Here is a 23,696-nt window from a genome sequence, read left to right as displayed (position 1 = left end):
GTTAAAACAATTCGAGTTCGCCGGAGACTTCTTCCGCCTCGCTGCCTTCCCATGCAAAATCCATGGTGCCGTAGTCGCACAGGCAGAGCGTCGCCGACAGGTGCAGCGTGTCATTGATGACAACCGCATAGCGCGCGGTAAAGCCGGGATCGAGTTCACGCAGGAACAAGGCGCAGCGGCTGTCCAGCGTGAACGGCGTCGACATGCCAAGGTCGGGAAAATGCTTGAGCAGTTCCTGGTTAATGGCACCGCAGCACAGGTTGGCCGTTTCATAGAGCACTTCGCGGAACTGCCTGCCTTCGACGCCGCCGGTAAAGTAAGCCTGGGTGTCCGGCGTCTCGTCGACATGAAACATGATCAGCAGGCGAAAATGCAGCGAGGAGATCGTCAGCACCACCATGTTCCGGCTTTCCGGTTCCTGGCCGGCAGCGTGGGACAGTAGCCTGACATCGCAGGTATCGCCGGCGTGCAGCGCCAGCCGCGAACGCACCGCCCTGGTAAAGATTCCATCCAGGCTTTGCCTGGTCTGCTCGCTGATCATGCGGCCGCCCATTCCAGCTTGTGCTGCAACTGCCCCGCACTGGCCTCGATGCTGCTGAGCGAAGCCATGAGCATCTTGCCGCCTGCCTGGATGTCCTGGAAGGTTGCCGTCGTCGTCATGTCGTTGCGATGCAGGCTGTTGCTGTAATCGCGCGACAATCCCTCCGTGCGCAGCGCCAGCGACCTGACTTCATGCGCCACCACGGCAAAGCCCCTTCCCGCCTGTCCGGCACGGGAAGCCTCGATCGACGCATTCAGCGAGACGATCACCACATGCTTGACGATGGAGGCCAGTTCCTGGTTCTTGGCGTGCATGTCCTGGTTCTGCGCCATCAGCGAATCCATCTGCTCGTGCCAGCGTTCGAAGGTGGCCGCCAGTCCCTTGAGCCGTGCGGCCTCGGAGGCAATGCGCGATGCCTCGGCGCTCCAGCCGTGCTGGCGTTCGGCGGCTTCGCGCAGCGCAGTCTGCTGTTCGCCGATGCGGTGCGCCTGCTTTCCGACCTGGTCCTGCAGCCGTTCGATTTCAGCTTGGAGCGTCTCCCGTGCCCGTTCCTGTCCGGACAGCAAGGCGGCATGCCGAGCCTCTGCCTGCGCCAGTACGGCAAGACTGTCTTCTCCCGCCTGCTGCAGTACCGCTTCTGCCTGCTTGCGTGCCTTCCTCAGCCTTGCGGCTGCCAGCATGCCGGCGAGGATGCCTCCGGCAATTGCGCCTGTCATATATTGCTCGATCACACCGCTTCCTTCTGCGCCGGGTTAGCCTGAGGCTTGCCGGCGTGCTGTTCGTTTCCCGATTGATTTCCCAATTGCGCTCCGGCCGCAGTTGCAATGGCATGCTGGCGGGCTCCGCCCTCCACCGTTGCGGCGGGTTCGCCCGAGACGGCCATATTTGCAGGCAGCATCACGATCGTGCGGAACTGGCGGTAATCGGCGCCGACCCTGTCATCGCAGAACCGGATGTCGATGCTGCCATGCTCACGCCGCACGAAGTCCTGCACCGCATCCATGCCGACCCCGCGCCCGGACACTTCGGTAACCTGCGCCGCCGTGGAGAAGCCGGGCTTGAAGATCAGATGAGCGGTCTCTTCATCGCTCAACACGGCATTTTGGTGAACCAGACCTTTCTCGACCGCGATTCTCCGAATGCGCGACAGCGCAAGGCCGCGGCCGTCATCGCCGAGTTCCAGCCTCAGCATGCCGCCGGACACTTCTGCCTTGATTTCGATGGTGCCGGCAGGCGGCTTGCCCTGGAGGCGGCGCACTTCCGCGACTTCGAGTCCATGGTCCATCGCATTGCGGATCAGGTGCATGAACACGTTCTTCAGCACGCTGCCGGCCTCGGTACGAACCCGGTAGCCGTTGTCCACGATGTGCACGGCCGGCGCTTCCTTTTCAAGTTCTCGCGCCAACGAGGGCAGCGAGTCGAGCACGTTGCCGAGAGTTTCGGCCAGGGTTTCGGTGCCGAGCAGGCGCAGATTCCTGCGTACTGTTTCATGCGCCGACAGCAGTTCATGCAAATTCGCAGTATTGACGTTTTCCAGACGATGCAGGCTTTCCAAGACATGCTCCTGGTCGACCATCAGATAGCGTCCGGCGCCTGCATGCAGGCCGGGTCCCTTGCGGCCAAGGCTGAATTCGTTGATGTCGGCATACAGTTCAACCATGTCCCGCACCTTGAACAGCTCCTGCAGCACCATGCTCTGGTCCCATGCCAGCTTGGGCCGCGGCTTGCGCAGTTCGTCGTAGGTCTGCTCGGCGAGATGCACGAGGTTCGTCAGGTGGTTCAGGCCGTAAGTCCGTGCATTGCCCTTGATGGTATGCATGTTGCGGAACAGCTGTGCCACCGCTTCGGCATGCAGTTCCGGATGTTCGCGGATGATGACTTCGTTCTCGGTGACGAACTTCATCGAGCCTGCGATGAATTCATGGAACTTCTCCTGGCTCACCGCCAGCACTTCGCCGATGATTTCCAGTCTGCGCTTCTGTTCGCCGGCTTCGGCGGCCAGCTTGCGCAGTTCGGTCACATCGCGCACGCACAGCATCAGGCGCACCGTGGTGTCGGAGGCGTCGGTAATCGGCGACCAGCTGAGGTCGAGGATCTTGATGCGGCCGTCGGCCATGGTCTTTTCGATCTCGCCTACCAGCAGATGCTGGTTGAATTCGAAGTTCATGACGTCTTCGCCGATGCTGGCGCGCACCGCCGCATCGATCTGGTCCAATGCGTCCGGACCCAGGTTGGTGCCGGAAAACAGGAGATCCATCAGGTTGCGGCCGATGATGTCGTCGGTTTCGAGGATGATTTCCAGGTAGGCCGAGTACTCGGGATGCACGCGTACACCCTCGACCACGGTCAGAATGCCCTGAGGCATGTTCTCCAGCATGGCCTGGATGTCGGCGGTTTTCTGCCTGACCTGCGCCGAGCTTTCCTCGATCTTCTCGATCATGCCGTTGAAGGCAACGATGGAACGGCCGATCTCGTCCATGGTCTGCACCGGCACCCGGCGGGTGAAGTCCTGATTCGAGGCGATTTCACTCATCATGGCCTGCATCCTGCTGATGGGGCCGGTGATTCGGCGGTAAAGCAGCATGCCGACTGCCGAGAGGACCATAGCCGCCAGCAGCGTCACCACTGAAAGCGTTGTGGTGGTGGTTGCGAGATTGTCGTTGAGTGCGGTGATCGCTTCATCCTTGTCGCGGTTCTTTTCAATGCGCAGGGTGTCGACGATCTGCTCAAGTTCTCCCTGGTACTGCACGACGTTGCCGAACAGGCTGGCCTGTGCCAGCTCATTCTTGCCGGACTCCCTGAAGCGGATGGTTTCCTCGATTGCGAAAAAATAATTGTCCAGGCTTTCTTCCACCTGTTCCATCAGGCCCTTCTGGCGGCTGCCCGCGGCTTGCCCGACCTGCTGCTCGATTGCTTCACGCAACTGCTTCTGGGAAGACACCAGTTTTTCCTTCCCCTGTTCCATCATCAGCTTGTCGGGTGCGCTGACCAGAACAATGGTGGCAAGCTGCACGTCCTTCAGGCGGGAGACCAGGTCGGCGGATGCGAGCGCGCTGGGCACCACGCCTTCGGTCACCAGCCTGACTTGCGTCTCGCCCTGCCGGGATTGCAGAAAGGCATAGCCGCCGATGCCGCAAATGGCGGCACACATCAAAACGACCAGCAGGGTAATGCGTTGTCGAATAGTCATGCGTGTGGGATATTGCTCTTGTTGTTTTGAATGCCCGTATTGTCGTGAAGAAATATGACAAGCCTATTAATACCAATCCCAAGGCATAACGTGACAGATGAGACCGATGGATTTTTTCGACTGGCAAGGCGCGGGAGGAATCCATAGCGGAGCTATGGATGACGAGCGCAACGCGGGCAGGCGGAAAAAGACGCGGTCTCATGGCATGTTATGCCTTGGGATTGGTATAAGAGGATCGACTCGATGAAATCTTCGGCAACCAACGTCCTCAAACGGATGCATTCCTTGTCAATGGAAACGGAGCGGCCTGTCATGAATTGGAAACCCCTGGAATTTCTGGCGAACCATCGAGGGGTCATCCAATTGCCTGTGCTGGCCGCAACCTTACTGCTGGGTGCTTGCGCCAGCCTCGGCTTTCGCAGCGATGGGCCCGTCGCTTGGGAGACCGTCGATTCGGACATCTATTCCGGCGTGACGGCCGAGATGCTGGTTACAGTACGCGACCAGCGCACGTGGTCGCGACTCTGGGCTGAACACAAGGGCAACCGCTACCATCCCTTTCCGCTGCCGCGCATCGATTTCAGCGAAGAGATGATCGCCGGCGTCTTTACCGGCGAACGCCCGAACGGCTGCCATGCGGTCCGCATCCAGCGCGTCTACCGCAAGGAAAGCCGGATCATCATCGAGTACAGCGAAAGAATCCCGTCCGGGCCTCGGGTCTGCAATTACGCCGTGACGCATCCCTCCCACCTGATTGCGCTGCCGGTCTCGCGCGAACCGGTTGAATTCATTCGCACTCCCGACCGGCCTAGCTGAGCCGAATGCTGTGGCCTGCAGCTTGTTCCAAGGCATTTTCCGACCGGCAAAACCATGCGTCCAAGTCTGCCGCAGCTCCAGCAGGCTTGGCGTAAGTCAGCATTGAAAAGCCGCATTCATTCGATAATTGAGAAAAATCGCAAAAAAGGCGCCCGATGGAAAAAGAACTGAAGCTTCTGATCGATGAAGGCCAGCTTGGCAAGCTTGAGGACCTGCAGCTGATTGACCGCGTGACCGTAGGCAAGCCTGCTGCGCAAATGCAAAGGGATGTGTATTTCGATACGCCCGCCTACGACCTGATGAGCAACGGCATGGGCCTGCGCGTGCGGCACGCCGGCGGCAAGCGCCTTCAGACGCTGAAGGCGGGAGGCAGCGTGCAGTCGGGTCTGCATCAGCGTGACGAATGGGAAGCGGAAATCGACGCGGACGTTCCTGATGTCGAGTCGCTGAAGCAGATGGCCAAAGCCAGCGAAGCGGCGCTGAAAATTCTCAATCTGCCGGCGCTCCAGGACAAGCTGCAGCCGATCTTCACGCTGGAAGTCGAACGCAACATCCGCCAGCTGCGCCTGCCCGGGGGAGAGGAAGTCGAAATGGCCATCGACCGCGGCCATATCGTGCATGGGGAAAAGCGCGAGCCGGTCTCGGAAATCGAACTGGAAATCAAATCCGGTTCACCCCAGCGCCTGTTCGGCTTCGCACTCGAACTGCTCGATGCGATACCCATGCGCATCGGCTCGCTCAGCAAGGCCGAGCGCGGCTACGCGCTGCTTGCTCGCGCCAAGCCCAAGGTCGTCAAGGCGGAGAAGCTGAAACTGCGCAAGAGCATGAGCATCGAAGATGCCTTCATTGCCATCGTTTCGAACTGTCTGGCCCAGATTCACGGCAACGAACAGCGCGTCATGCACGACACCGATTCGGAAAGCGTGCACCAGATGCGCGTGGGGCTGCGCCGCCTTCGTTCGGCGCTGGACATGTTCGAAGACATCATCGCAGCTCCGACCGTGATCCAGGAAGAGCTCAAGCAGCTGGCCGGCCGTCTCGGCGCCGCGCGGGATTGGCAGGTGCTGGCCGGTTCCACGCTGGAACGCGTGGCCGCGCATGCACCCAAGGAAGCCGACATCGGCAAACTGATTGCCGCCGCCCAGGAGAACGCTTCAAGGCATCGTGCTGCTGCATCGGAGGAAGTCGCTTCCCTGGCATACACCCGCCTCCAGCTGCAGCTTGCCGAATGGCTGGGAGGGAGGCAATGGCGGGAAAGCCTGGACGACGGCGCTTCGGGACGGCTCGACAAGCCAGCCACGACATTCGCCCGATCCATGCTCAAGCGCAGCGAGAAGCGCCTGCTCAAGCGCGGCAAGGCGCTCGACGACAATGAGCCGGAATCCCGTCATCGCGTACGCATCGCCGCCAAGAAGGCGCGCTATGCGACCGAGTTCTTTGCATCGCTATATCCGAAGCAGCATGTGCGGCGCTATCTTTCCGCCCTCTCCGCCATGCAGGAAGAGCTCGGCTGGCTCAACGATGCCGCCGTCGCGGATGAATTGCTTGCGCAACTGCAGCTCGCCAATCCTTCGGCCGCAGCCGATGCCGCATTTGCACGCGGCTATCTGACAGCCAGCATTTACGGCAGCGGCGCCGACATTAGGCCGCTATGGAAGAACTTCGCCCGCGCCAGGCCGCCGTACAAGCACTAGCGGTGCTTGGTTGAATTTGGCAGAAAGGGCAGAAAAGCGATGAGCAGATTCGGCAAGATTAATGGAATTGCCGAAGGAAGCATGGTTGCAAGAGCAGAAAAAACTTCTTAACTCGTTCTGATTTAACGGCTAGAGCGGTTTCGTGTTGACCTGCTTGTCGATCCCGGACCGATTGCCTCTGGCACTGCGTTGTGGCTCCTTGCCATGGCACCGCCATGTCGCGTCGCCACGCCTTGTCCCGGAGACAATCCGCCTCGGCCTCGACTAAGCCGGTCAACACGAAACCGCTCTAGCGGTCGCGCTGTCTTTTGTTTCTTGGCGTCCATTCCGCCACTGCAAGCTTTGCCGCAGCCAGTTGCTGTCCCGACAGGCCGATCTCGATATTGCGGCGATGACGGGCCGCCCGCTGTACCCCGGCCGCTTCAGCGAGGTTCAACCATTGCCAGGCCTTTACCGGATCGGCTGCACTCCCGTGTCCATAGGCAAGCATCAGTCCGAAGTTATACTGGGCACGTGCGAGGCCCTGTTCGGCGGCCTTGCCGTACCACTGCAAGGCCGTTTCATCGTCCTTGTCGACATCGACGCCGCAGTCGTAGAACATGCCGAGACGGAACTGGGCTTCCACGATTTCCTGGCGCGCGGCGAGTTCGTAGAAGCGCAGCGCTTCCCGGGTATCGCGTTCGACGCCGCAACCTGCGTCCAGGATCTTCGCTACTTGCAATTGTGCTTCCGCGTGCCCCTGCTCTGCCGCTTTGCGGTACCAGAACAAGGCGTCAGGCATATCCTGGGGCAGGCGGTCGCCTCGTGCCAAGATTTGCGCCAAGCCAAACTGCGCTTTCAGGTGACCTTGTTCGGCTGCCTTGCGATACCACCTGGCTGCCACTTCGATGTTCTGGCCGACGCCTTTGCCGATTTCATACAGGTTCGCCAGGTTGTACTGCGCGGCGGCGTGACCGAGCGCCGCAGCTTTCGCATACCAGCCGGCGGCCTGCATATGATTCTGCGGAACGCCTTTGCCGGCGCTGTACATGATGCCAAGATTGTTCTGCCCCGCCGCGTCGCCCTGCGCCGCGGCCCGGGCGAACAGGTCGAGCGCCCTGGGATAGTCGCGCGGCACATCGACACCATTCGCATAGATCAGGCCAAGGTTGTTCTGCGCGCCGGCGTAGCCGCCATTCGCCGCTTTCTCGAACCACTCGATGGCTTCCCATTTATGCTGGGCGCCCGCACCTTTCCGGCCATACAGCAGCAGGCCAAGGTTGTATTGGGCCTTGACGTGTCCTTGCGCGGCGGATTTGCGGCACCAGGCGATCGCCTTGTCGGCATCTTGCGCAACGCCTTGACCGGTCGCATGGCGTGCGCCGAGATGAAATTGCGCCTCCGCATAACCCTGCGTGGCAGCTTTCTCAAGCCATGCCACGCCTTGCTTCTCGTCGCGCGGCACGCCGCGCCCGTTCAGGTACGTGAGCGCGAGCGCGAACTGCGCTTCCGGCGTGCCGCCCTGCGCGGAAATGTCGGTCCGGCCAGCTGTCGCCATGGATTCCGTCATGCCGCTCCGACCCTGCGCGTGATTGAGGTTGACCGCGCATGCAGCAATTCACCAAACCGTTCGAGCGGCAGCGGCTTGTGGTACAGGAAGCCCTGCATGATCACGCACCCGGCCTGTTCGAGATAGCGCGCCTGCAGCTCCGATTCCACACCTTCCGCGATCAGATCAAGCTTTAATCCCCGAGCAATGGAAATCACGGCAAGAACGACCGGAAAATGGCCGTCATCATGTCCGATTTCTCGAATGAAGGCCTGGTCGATCTTGAGCGTGTCGATGGGGAACCGTTGCAGATAGGCCAGCGAGGAGTAGCCGGTTCCAAAATCGTCGATCGCGATACGCACGCCAAGGCTGCTCAGCTTCTTCAGATGCTTGATGGCGGTCTCGGGATCGCGGATGCATATGTTCTCGGTGATCTCGACTTCCAGTTGCGTGGCCGGTATCCCGTGCGTTTCGAGTGCGCTCGTCAGTGTCCCGAAGAAGTTGTCGCGCATGAGACAGGTCGGCGACAGGTTGACCGACACCCGCACGGGCTCTCTGCCTTCATCGCGCAGGCGCCGGAGGTCGCCGCAAACGCTGTCCACCATCCAGTCGCTGAACGGCACCATCAAGCCGACTTCCTCGGCCAGCGGCAGGAACTCGCCCGCGGAAAGCACGCCGCGCTGTGGATGATTCCAGCGCATGACGGCTTCGGCGCCAACCACCGCGCCGGTGCGGGCATCAATCTGCGGCTGGTAATACATTTCAAGTTCGCCGGCCTTGAAGCCGCGCCGCAGGTCCTGCTCCAGCAGGACCTTGTCATGCGCGGCGTCGAGCAGCGTACGGTCATAGAAGCTGAAGCCGTTCTTTCCCTCGCCTTTGACCTTGTACATGGCCATGTCCGCGTGGCGAATCAGGTCGTCGATCTTGTCGCCATCCTCAGGGAACACCGCGATGCCGATGCTGGCAGAAATATGAAGCGTGGTGCCGTCGAGAATGAACGGCGCGGCGAGTACCAGCAGAAATTTTTGCGCGACCACGGAGGCGGACGATCGATCGCGCAACTCCGGCATGAGCACCACGAATTCGTCGCCGCCGATACGCGCGAGGGTATCGCCCTTACGGATGCAGCCTCTCAGGCGCGCGGCGACTTGCCTCAGGAGTTCGTCCCCCTTCAGATGACCGAGCGAATCGTTCACCGTCTTGAAGCGGTCGAGGTCGACGAACATGAGTGCCAGTTCCTCATTCTTGCGCCGGGCCTGGACGATGGCCAGTTCGAGCCGGTCGCAGAACAGCACCCGGTTCGGCAGGTCGGTGAGAATGTCGTGGTAGGCCTGGTAGGCGATGACCTCTTCGTTGCGGCGCTTCTCGGTGACGTCGCGCGCGATGCCGTAAGTGCCGGTGTACTCGGATGTGCCTCGCTTGCCATTGTTCAGGTACATGCCGATGGAGTTGAACGAGATGGTGCGCAGCGAGGTTTCGAAAGTACGCACCCTCTTCGGGTCCGCGCATTTCAGCCGCAGTTCCACGTTGCGGGTGGCGCGCTCCCCGACGCGGCGTTCGTTGAAGACATAACGCGCGCGTTCGACGTCGTCGTCGTGAACAATGGTGGTATAGGAGGCGCCAATCAATTCAGTGCGGTCGAAGCCGATCAGTTCGGTCACGCGGCGGTTGATGTACGTGAAGCGGCCCTCGGAATCGAGGGTATAGATGATATCGGGCGAGCTGTCGATAAGGAAGCGGTACAGCTTTTCCGAGCATTCCAGCCGCCAGGCGAAGTTGCGGTTTTCCGCGGCAAGCCGGCGGCGCTCAAGCGCGTTGGCCACAAGGCTAAGCAGCTCATCGTGCCGGTAGGGCTTGCGCAGGTAGCCGTAGGCACGGCGGTTGATGGCGCCGATCGCCGCTTCGATGCCGCTGTCCCCGCTCAGCACGATGACGTCGGTGTCGATGCCGCGCTCGTTGATGAAGTCCATGACGTCGTGACCGCTCACGCCCGGCATGCGCAGGTCGAGCAGCACAAGGTCGAAATGCAAGCGCGAGAGCATGGCAATGGCTTCGTGCCCGCCGCCGGTCATGGTCAGCTCGTACCCGTTGCCGTCGAGCAGGGCGGCCAGGCTGGACAGAAGACGTGGCTCATCGTCCACCAGCAGAAGGCGCGGCGCAACGGGCACGATCGGTGCAATGGGTGTCGCGTCGTTCCGGTCAATGAAATCAGGAACGAAGATCGGTGCGTTCTGTACTGTCATCCGCGTTCTCCGGATTCGGGCGTTGCATGAAAGGGCACAGGGGGCAGAAGAATGTCGAACACCGTGCCGGAATTGCTGCTGCGGCAGCTGATCTTCCCTCCCGCCTTGGTCACCAGGTCGTGCACGATGGACAAGCCGAGGCCGCGGTTGTCGCCGTCTTTCGCGCTCACGATGGGCGAGAACAGGCGGGGCAGCAACGCGGCCGGAATGCCGGGGCCGGTGTCGCCCACGCTGACGGCGACCCAGAGCCCGCCGTCGCGCGGAACCAGTCCGGCATTGCGCAGATCGATCCTTCCGCCGTTGACCATCGCTTCGTTGGCATTCTTCACCAGATTGACCAGAATTTGGTTGAGAACGCGCGAGTCGATGGCGGCGCGGACCGGTTCGCGCGAGGCGTGATGCGCGATGCGTACCTCCGGATGCAAGGAACCGCTATCGGAAAACATGCGGGCGGCGTGCGCGAGCGCGCCGTTGACGTCGGCGCTGTCGTCAGTCGGCGCCTGGTGTTCCTGGGCGAAGTCGTTAATGATTTGCGCCACCCTGTCGATCTCTTCCGCCACGACCGATAGATCATCGCCGATCGCCTGCCTGCCATTAGCCTTGCGATCCAACAACGCGAGATAGTTTTTGATGATCGCCAACGGGTTGTTGACTTCATGCGCAACACGTCGCGCTGCAAGCTGGAATTCACTGGCGAGGACCGCATCCGGCACGCCGGCTCCCTCCTTATGCTGCGCCGTCCTGCTCAGGATGGTCCCAGACTGCCGGCCGAAGTCGCCAAGCAGGTGCTGCCGGCTCCGCAAAAGCTGCGCCTGCCCTGCACTCATCGCGCCGAGCAGGACCACAGGCTCGTCCGGCGTGAGAGAAAGACGCATTGCGACAAGAGCATCGGTCTTGAAAAAACGAAGCAGCTGGTCCTCGACTACCGATGCCACGCGCGGGGGAATATGGAAAACCGCCATGCCATGCAGCGCCGCCATGCCGGCAATGTTGCCTTCGTCCAGCGGCAGCGACAATCCGGACAGTCGCGTCCGGCCGTCATCCAGCACCGCAGGCGTGAGGACGGTGCCGCCGGCTGCCCCCGACAGCACGATGGCGTCGGAAAAACCAAACAGAACCACCGACGACTTCACGATGGCGCGACTGCATCCGTTCACGTCGTGGAACTTGCGAAGCTCCTCCGCCGTTTTCGACACGAGGATGAGATCACGCACCTTTTCATTCAGCCGGTCACCGCCGAGAATCGATGGCGCCGCCGGGCCGGTGCGGCGGGCTGCGAATGCCGCAGGCGTATCCTTGGGCACCTCGATGCCCAGCGAGGCCGCCAGATGCGCGATCTGCTCCGCAAGCGTCCGCGCGTGCTGGCGCGCCTCCTCCTGCGTAAAGCCGGCCATGCGCGCCACCGCCGGCGGGATCCCCTCCGGGGTGCCGGCGTGGGTGGCGACGGCATCCGCAAGGGCGGTCAGGCGCACCAGGGGATGCGCTGTCTGCAACCGTTCCAGCGGTTCGTGATGATAGCGGATGCTGTCGGCGAGGAAGGAGTCCAGCGCCAATCCTTCAATGATAAGCGCGCCAGCCTCGGGGTGCGTGATTTCCAGCGTGCGTTCTTCCGTTGCACACAGCGCCTCGTCATCGTCCGCATGGAAATTGGCCGCATACTCGTTCGGTGCGGCGGTGACCAGTGCCAGCCGGCCGATATCGTGGAGCAGTCCGGCCAGATAGGCTTCCTCAAGCTGCGCATAGCCGAGATTGGCGGCGATGGCGCGCGCGGAGATTGCGGTGGCAATGGCATGCGCCCAGAACGGCCGCAGATCAATGCTGTGCGAGGCCGCGAAGCCGTTAAAGGTCTGGTGGACCGATTCGGTGAGGAGCAGGACCCGAACCATGTCGATGCCGATGGCCGTCAATGCCTGCTCGAGATTTGGAGCCATCGTACCGCGGCGATAGACGGGGCTGGCCGCGACGCGCAGCACTTTCGTGGCAAGCGCGGCATCCCTGGAAAGCAGTTCGGCAAGCACCGCCATGCCGGCCTCTTCCGACTCGCAATGATTGACGAGCTGCACCAGCACCTGCGGTAATGCAGGCAGGTTTGCAGCCATCAGACGGTGCTGAATGTCGGGAACCGCTGTCTCCATAGTTTGCGCTCGAACCATACGCAGTGCGATGAAAAAATAACAACTCGAAACCGGCTTTTAAATCAAGGACATATGTTTGCTATTTTAGAAGGTACTTCAACAAGCGGTTTATCATAACACCAATATTGTTTCCAATTGGAAAATGTAGCAGGCGGAAGCTTGAAGGACCATCGGGATATTGGTATCGCCGGATTTTCCGGATCATTGCCGCAGGTTCAGATTCATGGAAGACTTGACGGATTCAACCTGATCACGCATCCAGCAGATGCCAGACTAGACAGAACTTGGGCAGCATGCAAAAAGATCGAACGCACATCACGCATAGAGCAAAAAGCGGATCGCAGCAGCGAAGCCAGAAGACACTGGACAATCTGTGCGAAGCCGCCTGCCGGATTCTGGAAAATGGCGAGCTTGCGGAGCTGACGACGCAAAAGGTCGCTGAAATATCCGGCTATGGTGTCGGAACACTTTACCAGTACTTCTCCAACAAGGAAGCATTGCTCGAAACGCTTGCGGTTCGTGAGCTGGACCGCATGTTGAGTGTAGCCGGAAAAATCCTCGCGACCTGGAATGCCAGTCCCACGGATGCGGTGTCGAACTCCCGCCGCCTCATCGCCGCCATGATCGAAATCATCGGAGAACGTCCCCGACTGGGCGGCATTCTTCGCACGGTGATGATCAATGCTGCGGAAGATTCGGAATTGGGCCAGGGGCTGCTGCGTTACTACGGCCTGATCGTCGGCATCGCTTGTAGAACGCATCCCGAGCGTAGCCACCGCTTGCACGCACCGAGCGCCCAGTTCGTCCTGTTCAGGGCAATCTCCAGCACGATTCAGACTGCCGCGGTCGAGCGGCCGTCGCTGCTGCGCAGCCGTGAATTCGAAGATGAAATGGTCAGGCTGACGCTTGGCTTTCTGAACTACGACATGCCCGCGGACGCCGGCCAGGCCGTCATCGATTCATAATGACGATGCCGGTAGCATGCTCATGCTTTTCCGGCGCCGCATTGGGTCTACTCCGTGACGCGCAGCTTGCTTGCACGGCAGGTTTCTGTCGTTGACGGCTCAGGCCTGAACATGCCCGATACCGGATCATCTGGCATTGCACCAGGCAGAAAACGACGCACATCGATTGCCTGCCAGGGTCTTCGAACAATTAGCGCCGCAAGCCGCAAACCGGCTCGCCGGAGAGGGGATTTCTCCCAGATGAAGAGCGGGTCCCAACTTGAGCTCATCTGGTAAGCATCACAAACCTCCGAATTTTTCAAGCGAACCGGGTTGTTTCGGTCCATATCCGAAAATCTTTCAGTTTCCATCGCCTTGGCGCCTGTTTCATTGACGCCTTTGCCTTCAAAACGCTTTAATACGTTCCTGTCGCCATCGGGGATATTCGGGCTTTTTCACCAGGAATGAATGTGTTGCTGCCAACGCTTGCATTCGTCATCGGTCAATGCTCTGCCCTCCCCCGAACGAACGTGATTGTCTAACACTTCAACAGAAATCCATGTCGCAGCTCTACATTCAATGAGGCTTCACAACGCCTTGTCCGGAAACATTTGAACTGCACCCGCGCGAGCAGAATGCTTTTCCGGCCTGAGCATCATCGCCGGCTCTTCCAGTGCACACCGTCGCACGGCAGCGGTCCGCAATGATTCGGCTGCCTGCATTGCTATTGCCGACCGCCTTGTATTCTTGCCACCTTCGAACACCATGAAAATCTCCAGCACTTCCTCAATCAATGCCCTTGCACCAGTGAATGAGATCGTCTTCCTCGATGCCGGGATCGACGGCTTTCAGGATCTGGCAACCGGGGTACGCCCGGGAATACCAGTCGTGCTGGTGGACGGACGTTCCGATGGCCTGCTGCAGATCGCGCAGACACTCGAAGCAAGCGGGCCGCTGCAAGCGGTCCACATCATCAGCCATGGCCAGCCAGGCACGCTATGGCTTGGTGCAGGTAGGGTGGACATGCAATCGCTCGCGCATTACCAGGATATCTGGCCGGCCTTCCGCCATGCGCTTGAAAATTCCGGTGAAATTCTGCTCTACGGCTGCGAGGTCGCAAAAGGTGAAGCTGGCGAGCGCTTCGTTGCCAGATTCGCGGAGTTGACCGGCGCGCAGGTCGCCGCATCGGAAAGCCTGGTTGGCAATGCCGAGCAAGGCGGCAGCTGGGATCTGCGACACGGAAATGGACTTATTGCCGCCGAGCTCGCATTGACTGATGCAGCGCGAACGGGCTTTCACGGTGTGCTTGCCGTTCGAACCGGAACCTTTACTTTTGGTTCGTCCAGTGCAACGATTTCTCCGCCGGAGACGGATAACCCTGCCACAACTTCGACCATCAAGAGCGATGGCACAGCGGGGACAGGAGCGGATACGGGCCTGATGGCGCAAATCATCACGCCCGGCTCTCAAGTTGCCTTTATCGGAACCACCCCTGCCGATTGGACCGGCGCAGGTGTCAGCGTACTTGGAAATGGAGATGGCTCCTTGACCTTCTCCGGCAGCATGAGTACCCCGGCTCTTGCCTTCGTTGACCGCATCCGACTCTACGCGGCCAATGCTGGCGACACTTTCAAGCTCGACGGTTTCGAATTCGGATTCAAATTTCCGTCTGGAGCAGCCGTTACAAGTACGAGGGTATCCCTGGTCGGTTACGATTCCGCCAGCCTTGAACTCGGAAGACTTGATCTGGGAACGATCAGCGGCGGAACACTCAAGTCGGTTTCATCGACTATGCTCGGTCAGCCGGACTCCGGCTCCTTTCAGAACATCCGTGAGTTTGCGCTTGAATTCTCGGATTCGGTATTTGCAGTTCAGCTGGACGACTTGGTGATCGCTACGGCCATCACGGCGGATACCCTGGCGCCACGGGTCTCGTCCATCGTTCGTCAAACGCCGTCTTCGGCCACGACCAATGCGGACAGCCTGGTGTATCGCGTGACCTTCAACGAAGCGGTCAGCAACGTCAATGCCGCCGACTTCTCGGTAACGGGAAGTACTGCGTCCGTCACCAGCGTAAGCTCCGCCGGCGGAAATGCGTACGACGTCACGCTGTCCGGAGGTAATCTGGCGAGCCTTGACGGTACTGTGACCCTCGGCTTTGCCGCGGGGCAGAACATCACGGATACGGCCGGCAACGCTTTGGCCGTAACCACTCCCACCGGTACGAACAACAACACATACACGCTCGACAACGTCGCTCCCCGTGTTACATCCATCGATCGGCAAACGCCTTCGGGCGCGACGACGAATGCCGACAGCCTGGTGTACCGCGTGACCTTCGATAGCGCTGTGAGCAACATCGATACTACGGATTTCACAGTGGCAGGCACGACCGGCACTGTGACGAATGTCTCGCCGGCAGTCGGAGACGCCTATGACGTAACGGTGTCGGGCGGCAACCTCGCAAGTCTGAACGGCACGGTGACCCTCGGTTTCAGCGTCGGCCAGAATGTGACCGACGCAGCAGGCAATGCATTGAACACAGCGCCGACCGGCACCAACAACAACACCTTCACCGTTAGCAACCATATTCCAACCACGACGATTGCGACGGCGGCATTCTCTGCCGATACCGGTGCCTCGGACACGGACTTCATTACGAAGACCGCAGCCCAAACCATCAGCGGTACCTTGTCGGCCAACCTGGTTGCGGGCGAGACTGTGTATGTGTCGCTTGACAACGGCGGCAGCTGGACCGCCGCCGCTGCAACGGTCGGCCAGAAATCATGGTCCCTGGCGGGCAGGACTCTTGTGAGCAGCAACACGCTGCAAGTCAGGATCACCAGCGACGACGGCATCGACGGCACCGTCTACAGTCAGGCTTATACGTTCGATACGTCGGCGCCCGCATTCCAAAGTGCGGCGGTCAACGGCAGCACGCTGGTGATGACCTATACCGACGCGGTCACGATGGATGCAAGCAATCCGCCCGCAACGGGTGATTTCGCGGTGGTGGCCGGCGGCAGCACCATCGCCGTCAATAGCCTGGCCGTCAATGCAGCTGCCAAAACGGTTACGTTGACACTGGCTTCTGCCGTGGTGAATGGACAGGCGGTCACGGTCGCCTATACCGATCCCGGCAACAGCGACGATGCCAACGCCATCCAGGATGCGGCGGGCAACGACGCAGCCACGCTCGCGGCGACGACCGTCGCAAACAACACGGCGGCGCCTGTTTCCGGCGGGGGAGGATGGGAACCAGCGCCGGTCACGCCGCCCGCGCCCCTCTCGACCACGACCATGATCGACGGCATTTCCGTCCAGAAGGTGCAAGTCACCAATTCGGACGGAACGATATCGACGAAAATCATCGTACCCGTGGTCGAGGCAACGCGCCAGGAGCAGTCGGGCAACAACGCCGTCGCTGACATTCCGCTGGTGACCGGAACCGGCGGCACGAATATGCTGACCGCACAGGTTCCTGTCGGTTTCGGATTGACAGCGCAGGGAAGCGCCTCGCCGAAAACCGCGGGCAGCTCGCTGGCAGACCTTGTCCGGGAAATCAGGGCGCATACCGACGCGGGTTCCCAGGACCAGAATGCATTGACCGGCGGAGGCGCCAGCTTCCTGGAAAGCCTGGCGACGGATGGACCCATGCTGGTGCAGACCATCGTGCCAGTCACAGCGTCCAGTTCGACCGCCCCAGAAGTGCCGCTGACTTTAACCGGAGCGCCATCGGCGCCCGGCCAAGCTATGACGGCGCTCGTGATCGACGGCCGCAATCTTCCGGGCGGCTCGGAAATCCGATTGAATGGGATCGACTATGCAGCGATCATCGGCGAGCTATCCGTGACCGGCGGAGAAGGTTCGCAGAACGTATGGGGCGACGGCAGCAGCCAGTACATCATGCTGGGCGCCGATGACGACATCCTGCATGGCGGCGGAGGCGACGATACGGTGGGCAGCGCCGGCGGCAATGACAGCATCTTTGGCGACGAGGGCAACGACCTGGTCTTCGGCGGTGCGGGCAACGATGCCATCGACGGCGGCACCGGCCTCGATACGGTTCGCCTGGCCGGCTCGGGCAGGTCGGACTACACCATGCGCGTGGAAAACGGCAGATTCACCGTCACACATCGCAATGGCGGTATCGATGGGACCGATACGGTGGCCAACGTGGAGAAGTTCAACTTCATGGGTACCGATGCCGACATGACCGTGCGCGGCATCATTAGCCGCATGTACGATGCGACCTTCGACCGGGCCCCGGATCAGCAGGGGCTGGAATACTGGTTAAAGATGAGCGGGAACGGCATGTCGCTGGCCGGCATCGCCCATCAATTCATCATTTCAGCTGAGGCTCAGGCATTTCTCGGTCGCCAGAGCGATGCGCAGTTTGTCGATGGCCTGTACCAGCGTTCACTGGGGCGCGCAGCCGACAGTAGCGGCCGCGACTACTGGATTGGCCTGCTTGAGTCGGGCAAGGCGGACCGTGCAGCAGTGATGTATGCGTTTGCGAACTCCGAGGAAAAAATCGCACGCGAGAAGGCCAATGGCTATACGCTGGATTTCAATCGCAGCGATGTCGCCATCCTGGTGCGCATGTACGGCACCCTGTTCGACCGCAAGGCCGACGCCGCCGGCCTGAATCACTGGATCGCCGCCAGCGAGAACGGTGCGGGTCTCAGGGACATTGCCTATCTTTTCACTCAAAGCGACGAAGCGATTGCCGCGTTCAGTGGCATGAACAGCAAGCAGTTCGTCGATCATCTGTACAAGGCAGGACTGGATCGGCAGGGCAGCGAGGCGGAGCTGTCGGCATGGGCATGGCAGATTGACAGTGGAGCAATCGGGCGAGCCGATGCATTGCTGGGCGTCGCCGATTCAGCGGAAAAGATCGCACTGGTCGGTATCATGAGCACCTCATTTGAGACGTTCTAGTACTACTGCGTCAAAAAAGATCCTAAACTGAAATCATCTCCGTGCAAAAGGAGATGGCCGTGAGTAGCGATACTTTCGAACAATATCTCGAACATCTGGCGGCAGGGTTCGGCCATGCTGATCGAGTCGACGCCTTCAAACAATACCGTACCGGGTTGATGTTGCCACTCCCAAGGAAGTGTGCAGAACCGCTGGCTGCGCATATCGATCCGCTCCATGCCAGCGCCCGACATCAAGCGTTGCTGCGGCATGTCTCTGATTCCATTCGGTCGTTGCGATCGGCCTTATCGCAGGCTTGGTCAAACATCTCAGGATCTGTCCATGCTGCGGTCGAGCTGGTTTATGACGCAGCGGTACTAACGAGGTGGCTGCCGGCCTTTTAGATTCAACTGTATCTGCAGGGTCGGCAGCCAGCGCGATGCGGGATCAATAAATCTGCGGCACGCAGATTTCATGCGGCACCGGACGGCGGGCATAGTCTTCATGCCGCTCGCGTTCGGGCAGCAAGATGGACGGATGCTCGATCTCCTCGTAGGGGATCTGGCTCAGCAGATGGTGGATGCAGTTGAGGCGTGCCTTTTTCTTGTTGTCGGCGGGCACGACCCACCATGGCGCTTCCGGAATATGGGTGCGCTCGAACATGATTTCCTTGGCGCGGGTGTAATCTTCCCAGCGGCGGCGCGACTCCAGGTCCATCGGACTCAGCTTCCACTGCTTCAGCGGATCATGGATGCGGCCCAGGAAGCGGGATTCCTGCTCCTCGTCCGAAATGGAGAACCAGTACTTGATCAGCTGGATGCCGGAGCGCACCAGCATGCGTTCGAATTCGGGCGCCGAACGGAAGAACTCTTCGTAGTGGGCATCGTCGCAGAAACCCATGACCCGTTCCACGCCTGCACGGTTATACCAGCTGCGGTCGAACAGCACGATCTCGCCGGCCGCCGGCAGGTGAGCGACATAGCGCTGGAAATACCACTGCGTGCGTTCGCGGTCGTTGGGCGCCGGCAACGCGGCGATGCGGCATACGCGCGGATTGAGACGCTGCGTGATGCGCTTGATGATGCCACCCTTGCCTGCCGCATCGCGCCCTTCGAAAACGATGACCACGCGGTGACCGGTGGACACTACCCAATCCTGCAGCTTGACCAGTTCGCCCTGCAGGCGGAACAGTTCGCGGAAATAATGGCGGCGCTCTTCGCGCGCGTCGTTTCCGTCGGGTGCTTCATTCTTCAGGGCATCCTCGATCCGGTCGTCCAACTCCAGTTCGAATTCTTCATCGTAGCTGTCTTCCAGGTCACGCCGCAGGCGTTCCATCACTTCGATATTGTCTGCTTTCATTACGGCCGCCATTCTGCTCGTCAATTAGTGAAACCTGCTCGCCAGGACTTCGCGCGAAACGAAATGCCCGCATGGAAAGCTTAATGGAAGCAAGTTACAAGCCTGTGTCAAACAGACAGGCGGCGCTGCAAGTTCATGAAAAATCTTACGGGCGAAAAATTTCCGGCCTTGTCATCGTCATGTAGCAAAACCCCGGCATCATGCATGCATCTGCGGTACAGCCAACCGATATGGCTGACGGCAGGCAGGCATGCCGCTAGAGCCGCGCGCGAGCGGAGCGGTATGCCGACCACCCCATCCCATTCAACGCTTAGTCGTTTCCCTGCCTGCGGATGGCAATGCAGCCGGCCACGACCGTGAAGCCGATCACCACACCGAAGATGATCCAGAATCCATAGGGATCGTTTGCCAGCGGCACTCCGCCGACATTCATTCCCAGCAAGCCTGCAACGATATTGATCGGCAGCGCCAGCACGGTGACGATCGTCAGCACGAACAGGCTGCGGCTGTTTTCTTCATTGACGGCGGCGGCGATCTCTTCCTGCAGCAGCTTGATGCGTTCCTGCAGCGATGCCATGTCGTTCAGCACGACCGCGAACTCTTCCGTCGCCTGCCGCAGTTCCTGCGCATCTTCCTCCATCATCCAGGACGGCGGTCGCTGCAGCAGACGGAACAGGGAGGCCGGTTCCGGCGCGAGCAGGCGGCGCAGGCGCACCAGCACCCTGCGCAGCGTGCCGAGATCGGCGCGCCGCTGCGAAATGCGGCCCGCCAGCAGGCTGTCTTCCACCTTGTCGACGCGCTCCACCGATTCCCGCACGATATCGACGAGGACATCGGACTGGTCGCGCAGCAGATGCGTCAGGATTTCAACCGAAGAACGGAAATCCTCGCCGCATTCGACGGCATGGCGTACACGTTCGATGGAGGTCAGCGGCGTACTGCGTGCGCTGATGACGGTACGCCGGTCCACGCTCATCCATACCGTGGAGATATCCGAAGGTTCGAAGGAAAAACGGTGGGACACATCGTTGACGACGGCGATCAGGCTGTTCTCGGCCAGACCGATGCGCGTGGAACGCGAAGGTTCGTGCAGGGACTGCAAAAATTCATCAGCCACCATGCCGTGCTGAAGAAACCACTTTTCCGTCGCGGTATTGGTGAGATTGAAGTGCAGCCAGATGAAATCGCAGCCGGCATCATCCTGCGGCTCCCCCAGACAAGCCAATGCCTCACCGGCATTGATCGCCGTGGGCTTGCTGCCTGCGGCAAAGCGGTATCCCCAGATCAGGCCGGTCTCATCGGATCCGTAGCGAAAGGCATCACGCTTCATGAGGTTCTCGTTGCGGGCGCCATTTCCTTGACATGAAAGTCCAGTATGCAAGACGTTGCGACGCCGCTACCTTACAGGCAGATTATGACGGCCGCATGACCAAAACCTTCCGCTCGCTCGAGATGCATCGCCCGGTTGCTTCGTGCAACCGATTCAACCGATTCAACCGATTCAACCGCCGATGTTGGCGAAGAAACTCTCCGCCGTGCGTTCGAACTGCAGCGGCGTCATGGCGATTTTTCCCTGAGCGACCGCGGTCGCTTCGCTGTCGGGCGCATCCTCCGCCGGCTCGCGGTGAAACTTCAGCCAGTGATAAGACAGGCCGCGCGGGTCGGTATGGTGTTCGACGTCGATGCGCTTGACGATGCCCCGGCCTTGACGGGTGAAGACCATCTCGCCGGTTTCCTCGGCCGGCCGGTCGGGAAAATTGACACCCATTAGCCGGCTAAAATCAAGAGGGAATGGGATGCCCTGGCAACTGAGACGATGCCATTCCTTCATTTTCTTACTCCCTCTCGCCCTGCATATCGCGCCCGATTCTTCTCATGCTGGCTGCAAACGAATCGCGCCAAACACCCATATGGTTCAAGCAGTCGATAGGCCGCTACCTATCTTTGCCTTGGCAGAGCTTCTGCCCCAGAAGAACGTTGGTGCCGCTTCATGTCCAATGGGTCGTCACATTACCTATGGTTGCCGATCTTCCGGCGCCAATCCTAAGATGGCTCATGTCGCAGGCGATTCGCAATGCGATTGGGTGGCGGCGCGGGAGTCCATTCATTATTGATGGTTTTACCAGTTAATTTTCCTGGCTCATCCCTGCCGCCATAACCTATGCAAAGCAGCGTGCCCCGTCGAACGGCTTGCCTTCCTTAAGAATGTAGTAGCACGCCCGCGCCAGTTTGTGTGCCAGCGCCTTCGTCGCCACTACCCCGTTGGTTTTTGCCTTCTTACGTTCATAAAAGCGTCTGGCCTGGTCGTCATAACGCCGCGCGATATTGGCGGCTTCCACGAACGCCCAAGCAAGATACTTGTTACCGTTCTTCATGTTGCCTTTACCTTTCTTCTTGCCGTTGCTGGTGTATTCGCTGTTCACACAGCGAGCATAGGAAGCGAAGTTGCCAACCTCCTTGAAGCGCTCGATAGGTCCGGTTTCAAGCAGGATGACTGGCGCAAGAGTCCTGCCAATGCCGGGCACACTATTGAGCAAGCGATATTCTGATCTTGATGCAACCTGCTCATGTATGCGCTTCTCGACCATTTCAATCTGTTCGTTGAGGGCTTTAACAATAGCCACATTGGCTTTCAGCGCGCACTTCACATCGTCATTAAGCGCCATGCCATCGATCTGTTCAGAGTCGAGTTGCTTAACTTGATTACTGCTGATGCGACTGCCATATTCACGTGCCGTGATGTTCTCCGCGGCCAGAATATGAAGAGTACGGTTCCTCACTAACTGCATGCGCTTTCTTGCCAGGTCTCGTGTGGCACGCAGTTCCTTGGGCAGCACAGCTCCTGTGGGAAGAATACCGAGGCGCAGCAGGTGTGCCAGATATCGGGCATCGGCTTGATCGCCCCGATGTTTGAGCCCGTCGTATTTCTTGATGGCGGAAGGGTTGGCCAGCTTCACTTCATGACCAGCTTCCATCAATCCGTCGACCAGCCAGTACCAGTTGTAGGTTGCTTCCACCACCACCCCGGCCAACTCGCGTCTGTAGGGGCAAAGCAGCTTCAAGATGCTGGCCAGGTCGTTTTGAACGCGCTGTTCAAGCAAGACCTTGTCGTGGCCATCAATAACCACGACAAGGCAGTTGTTCGAATGCAAGTCGATGCCACAGTACTTCATCGTTAGCCTCCGTCCGTAGGTAAAGCAAGTCGGACACTTACTTTACGCCAATGCCGTCTCGGCATTTGGTCAGCCGGCTAGATGATTTTCATTGATGCAGGCACTCGCGGCCAATTGCATCTGCAGCAGGCGCCTGATTACCGCAGGAGCATGCGTGCGCGCCGTTTCCCAGCGCACCGCGCGGCGGTCGTTGAAGGTCTGGCTCAATGCGATGGAGCGTATGCCGAAGAGCATGCCGGTCATCGCCGCGCCCACGGTACCGGAAAAAACCGTTTCCACGCCGATGTTGGCGCCGCGGTTGACGCCCGACAGGATGAGCGATGGCGGATTGTCGGTCATCAAGTGGCGCACCGCCATGACCACGCAGTCGCCCGGCGTTCCGGAAACGCCGAAGCGCCTCTCCCCGCGCTCGCTCAGGCGCAGAGGTGCATGAAGGCTGATGGAGTGCGAAGTGCCGCTTTGGTCGTGCTCGGGCGCAACGACCCACACCTCGTAGCCGAGTTCGGCGGCAATGGACTCAAGAACGGCCATGCCCGGGGCATCGATGCCGTCGTCATTGGTAAGGAGGACGCGATTCGTCATGAATAATGGAAACTGGAGTGAAATTTTGATATCTGATTGATCCCGAATCGGTCATTCGGTTCGCATCCGGGACCATGTTCTCCGGATGCATCCCTGCCTGGATCAATCGCCGTTGCATTTCACTCCGAGCCTTGCTGCATCATTCCATTCTGTCTGGCGGGCTTGCACACGGTGCTCGCCCGCCAGGCAGTCCGAGGAGGTTCGGTTCCTCAGAATGTGTGGCGCACGCCGACCTCGAAGGCGCGGCTGCCGGTGCCTGCTTCAATGGCGCTGCCAACCGTATAGCCGCGCGAACCGGCGCCGCGGCTCTTCATGTAGCCGTACGACGTGTGCAGCGTGGTGCGCTTGGACACCGAGTGGATGTAGCCCAGACCGTAGAAGTTCGCATCGGCCGTGCCGATGTCGTCGCTGCGGTGAACCACGCTGGCCAGGATCTTGCCCGCACCCACCGGCACCGACACGCCCACCATCGCATCCTTGAAGTCGGCCGTGTCGATGCCGCCGCGGTCGGCTTCGGTCAGACCATAGGCGCCGTGCAGCATGACCGGACCGAAGTTGTAGGTCGCACCCA

Annotated in this window: 15 protein-coding genes and 2 pseudogenes; 5 read left to right on the top strand and 12 right to left on the bottom strand. The window is 60.0% G+C overall.

What is annotated here, in order from left to right:
• Position 1 precedes the first annotated feature (1 nt).
• The 3 genes from IGW03_RS32100 to IGW03_RS32090 are packed head-to-tail and all read right to left on the bottom strand — an operon-like array spanning position 2 to position 3,731.
• On the bottom strand, positions 2–541 hold the full coding sequence (locus IGW03_RS32100) for a hypothetical protein (RefSeq protein WP_194726527.1): 540 nt from the start codon (positions 539–541) through the stop codon (positions 2–4).
• Positions 538–1,272: a methyl-accepting chemotaxis protein gene (locus IGW03_RS32095; protein ID WP_438943689.1), complete on the bottom strand. Its 735-nt coding sequence runs from the start codon at positions 1,270–1,272 to the stop codon at positions 538–540. The genes IGW03_RS32100 and IGW03_RS32095 overlap by 4 nt, the downstream gene beginning before the upstream one ends.
• Positions 1,269–3,731, bottom strand: coding sequence for an ATP-binding protein (locus tag IGW03_RS32090; RefSeq protein WP_194726525.1), 2,463 nt, complete (start codon positions 3,729–3,731; stop codon positions 1,269–1,271). The genes IGW03_RS32095 and IGW03_RS32090 overlap by 4 nt, the downstream gene beginning before the upstream one ends.
• 312 nt (positions 3,732–4,043) lie before the next feature.
• Here IGW03_RS32090 and IGW03_RS32085 point away from each other — a divergent pair, with 312 nt between their 5' ends.
• Together IGW03_RS32085 and IGW03_RS32080 are read left to right on the top strand one after the other, a co-directional pair.
• Entirely contained in the window at positions 4,044–4,547 is a 504-nt protein-coding gene (locus IGW03_RS32085) for a protease complex subunit PrcB family protein (protein ID WP_194726524.1), read from the top strand.
• A gap of 155 nt (positions 4,548–4,702) precedes the next feature.
• Positions 4,703–6,241 carry a CYTH and CHAD domain-containing protein gene (locus IGW03_RS32080; protein WP_194726523.1) on the top strand — a complete coding sequence of 513 codons (1,539 nt, stop codon included), beginning with the start codon at positions 4,703–4,705 and terminating at the stop codon, positions 6,239–6,241.
• A 289-nt stretch (positions 6,242–6,530) separates the two neighbouring features.
• Here IGW03_RS32080 and IGW03_RS32075 read toward each other — a convergent pair whose 3' ends face one another.
• Genes IGW03_RS32075 through IGW03_RS32065 form a run of 3 tightly spaced genes read right to left on the bottom strand, consistent with a single transcriptional unit; the run spans position 6,531 to position 12,147 of the window.
• Positions 6,531–7,790: a tetratricopeptide repeat protein gene (locus IGW03_RS32075; protein ID WP_194726522.1), complete on the bottom strand. Its 1,260-nt coding sequence runs from the start codon at positions 7,788–7,790 to the stop codon at positions 6,531–6,533.
• Positions 7,787–10,012 (bottom strand): EAL domain-containing response regulator, encoded by a 2,226-nt coding sequence (locus IGW03_RS32070; RefSeq protein WP_194726521.1) that lies wholly within the window; start codon positions 10,010–10,012, stop codon positions 7,787–7,789. Before IGW03_RS32070 ends, IGW03_RS32075 begins: the two co-directional genes overlap by 4 nt.
• On the bottom strand, positions 10,009–12,147 hold the full coding sequence (locus IGW03_RS32065) for an HDOD domain-containing protein (RefSeq protein WP_194726520.1): 2,139 nt from the start codon (positions 12,145–12,147) through the stop codon (positions 10,009–10,011). Before IGW03_RS32065 ends, IGW03_RS32070 begins: the two co-directional genes overlap by 4 nt.
• 293 nt (positions 12,148–12,440) lie before the next feature.
• Between IGW03_RS32065 and IGW03_RS32060 the strand changes: the two genes are divergently transcribed.
• The 3 genes and pseudogenes from IGW03_RS32060 to IGW03_RS39345 all read left to right on the top strand — a co-directional run.
• A complete protein-coding gene (locus IGW03_RS32060; RefSeq protein ID WP_228536227.1) occupies positions 12,441–13,112 on the top strand; it encodes a TetR/AcrR family transcriptional regulator in 672 nt (223 codons plus the stop codon).
• Positions 13,113–13,856: 744 nt separating this feature from the next.
• Positions 13,857–18,032 (top strand): DUF4347 domain-containing protein, encoded by a 4,176-nt coding sequence (locus IGW03_RS32055; RefSeq protein WP_194726518.1) that lies wholly within the window; start codon positions 13,857–13,859, stop codon positions 18,030–18,032.
• 53 nt (positions 18,033–18,085) lie between these two features.
• Positions 18,086–18,289: pseudogene (locus tag IGW03_RS39345) on the top strand (IS701 family transposase); the annotation flags it as partial.
• A gap of 169 nt (positions 18,290–18,458) precedes the next feature.
• Here IGW03_RS39345 and ppk2 read toward each other — a convergent pair.
• From ppk2 to IGW03_RS32020, 6 genes and pseudogenes are all read right to left on the bottom strand, one after another.
• Positions 18,459–19,370 (bottom strand): polyphosphate kinase 2, encoded by a 912-nt coding sequence (gene ppk2 / locus IGW03_RS32045; RefSeq protein WP_194726516.1) that lies wholly within the window; start codon positions 19,368–19,370, stop codon positions 18,459–18,461.
• A gap of 310 nt (positions 19,371–19,680) precedes the next feature.
• Entirely contained in the window at positions 19,681–20,700 is a 1,020-nt protein-coding gene (locus IGW03_RS32040) for a transporter (RefSeq protein WP_194726515.1), read from the bottom strand.
• A gap of 171 nt (positions 20,701–20,871) precedes the next feature.
• Entirely contained in the window at positions 20,872–21,138 is a 267-nt protein-coding gene (locus tag IGW03_RS32035) for a SurE domain-containing protein (RefSeq protein ID WP_194726514.1), read from the bottom strand.
• Between the two features lie 391 nt (positions 21,139–21,529).
• Positions 21,530–22,543 (bottom strand): IS110 family RNA-guided transposase, encoded by a 1,014-nt coding sequence (locus IGW03_RS32030; protein WP_194726513.1) that lies wholly within the window; start codon positions 22,541–22,543, stop codon positions 21,530–21,532.
• An 84-nt stretch (positions 22,544–22,627) separates the two neighbouring features.
• Positions 22,628–23,125 (bottom strand): annotated as a pseudogene (gene surE / locus IGW03_RS32025) (5'/3'-nucleotidase SurE); the annotation flags it as partial.
• A 209-nt stretch (positions 23,126–23,334) separates the two neighbouring features.
• Positions 23,335–23,696: porin (locus tag IGW03_RS32020; protein WP_194726512.1), on the bottom strand; the 362-nt coding region annotated here is incomplete at its 5' end.

This window comes from Noviherbaspirillum malthae (assembly GCF_015352985.1).
GTDB lineage: Bacteria > Pseudomonadota > Gammaproteobacteria > Burkholderiales > Burkholderiaceae_D > Noviherbaspirillum > Noviherbaspirillum malthae.
Note: the sequence above shows the minus strand (reverse complement) of the source record. Positions and strands in the feature narration are given on the sequence as shown.

Excerpts from the sequence above, each read along its gene's own strand:
- ppk2 (WP_194726516.1), bottom strand. The coding sequence starts at position 19,370 with ATGAAAGCAGACAATATCGAAGTGATGGAACGCCTGCGGCGTGACCTG.
- IGW03_RS32055 (WP_194726518.1), top strand. The coding sequence starts at position 13,857 with ATGAAAATCTCCAGCACTTCCTCAATCAATGCCCTTGCACCAGTGAAT.
- IGW03_RS32065 (WP_194726520.1), bottom strand. The coding sequence starts at position 12,147 with ATGGAGACAGCGGTTCCCGACATTCAGCACCGTCTGATGGCTGCAAAC.
- IGW03_RS32070 (WP_194726521.1), bottom strand. The coding sequence starts at position 10,012 with ATGACAGTACAGAACGCACCGATCTTCGTTCCTGATTTCATTGACCGG.
- IGW03_RS32060 (WP_228536227.1), top strand. The coding sequence starts at position 12,441 with ATGCAAAAAGATCGAACGCACATCACGCATAGAGCAAAAAGCGGATCG.
- IGW03_RS32085 (WP_194726524.1), top strand. The coding sequence starts at position 4,044 with ATGAATTGGAAACCCCTGGAATTTCTGGCGAACCATCGAGGGGTCATC.
- IGW03_RS32075 (WP_194726522.1), bottom strand. The coding sequence starts at position 7,790 with ATGACGGAATCCATGGCGACAGCTGGCCGGACCGACATTTCCGCGCAG.
- IGW03_RS32030 (WP_194726513.1), bottom strand. The coding sequence starts at position 22,543 with ATGAAGTACTGTGGCATCGACTTGCATTCGAACAACTGCCTTGTCGTG.
- IGW03_RS32080 (WP_194726523.1), top strand. The coding sequence starts at position 4,703 with ATGGAAAAAGAACTGAAGCTTCTGATCGATGAAGGCCAGCTTGGCAAG.
- IGW03_RS32100 (WP_194726527.1), bottom strand. The coding sequence starts at position 541 with ATGATCAGCGAGCAGACCAGGCAAAGCCTGGATGGAATCTTTACCAGG.
- IGW03_RS32090 (WP_194726525.1), bottom strand. The coding sequence starts at position 3,731 with ATGACTATTCGACAACGCATTACCCTGCTGGTCGTTTTGATGTGTGCC.
- IGW03_RS32040 (WP_194726515.1), bottom strand. The coding sequence starts at position 20,700 with ATGAAGCGTGATGCCTTTCGCTACGGATCCGATGAGACCGGCCTGATC.
- IGW03_RS32035 (WP_194726514.1), bottom strand. The coding sequence starts at position 21,138 with ATGGGTGTCAATTTTCCCGACCGGCCGGCCGAGGAAACCGGCGAGATG.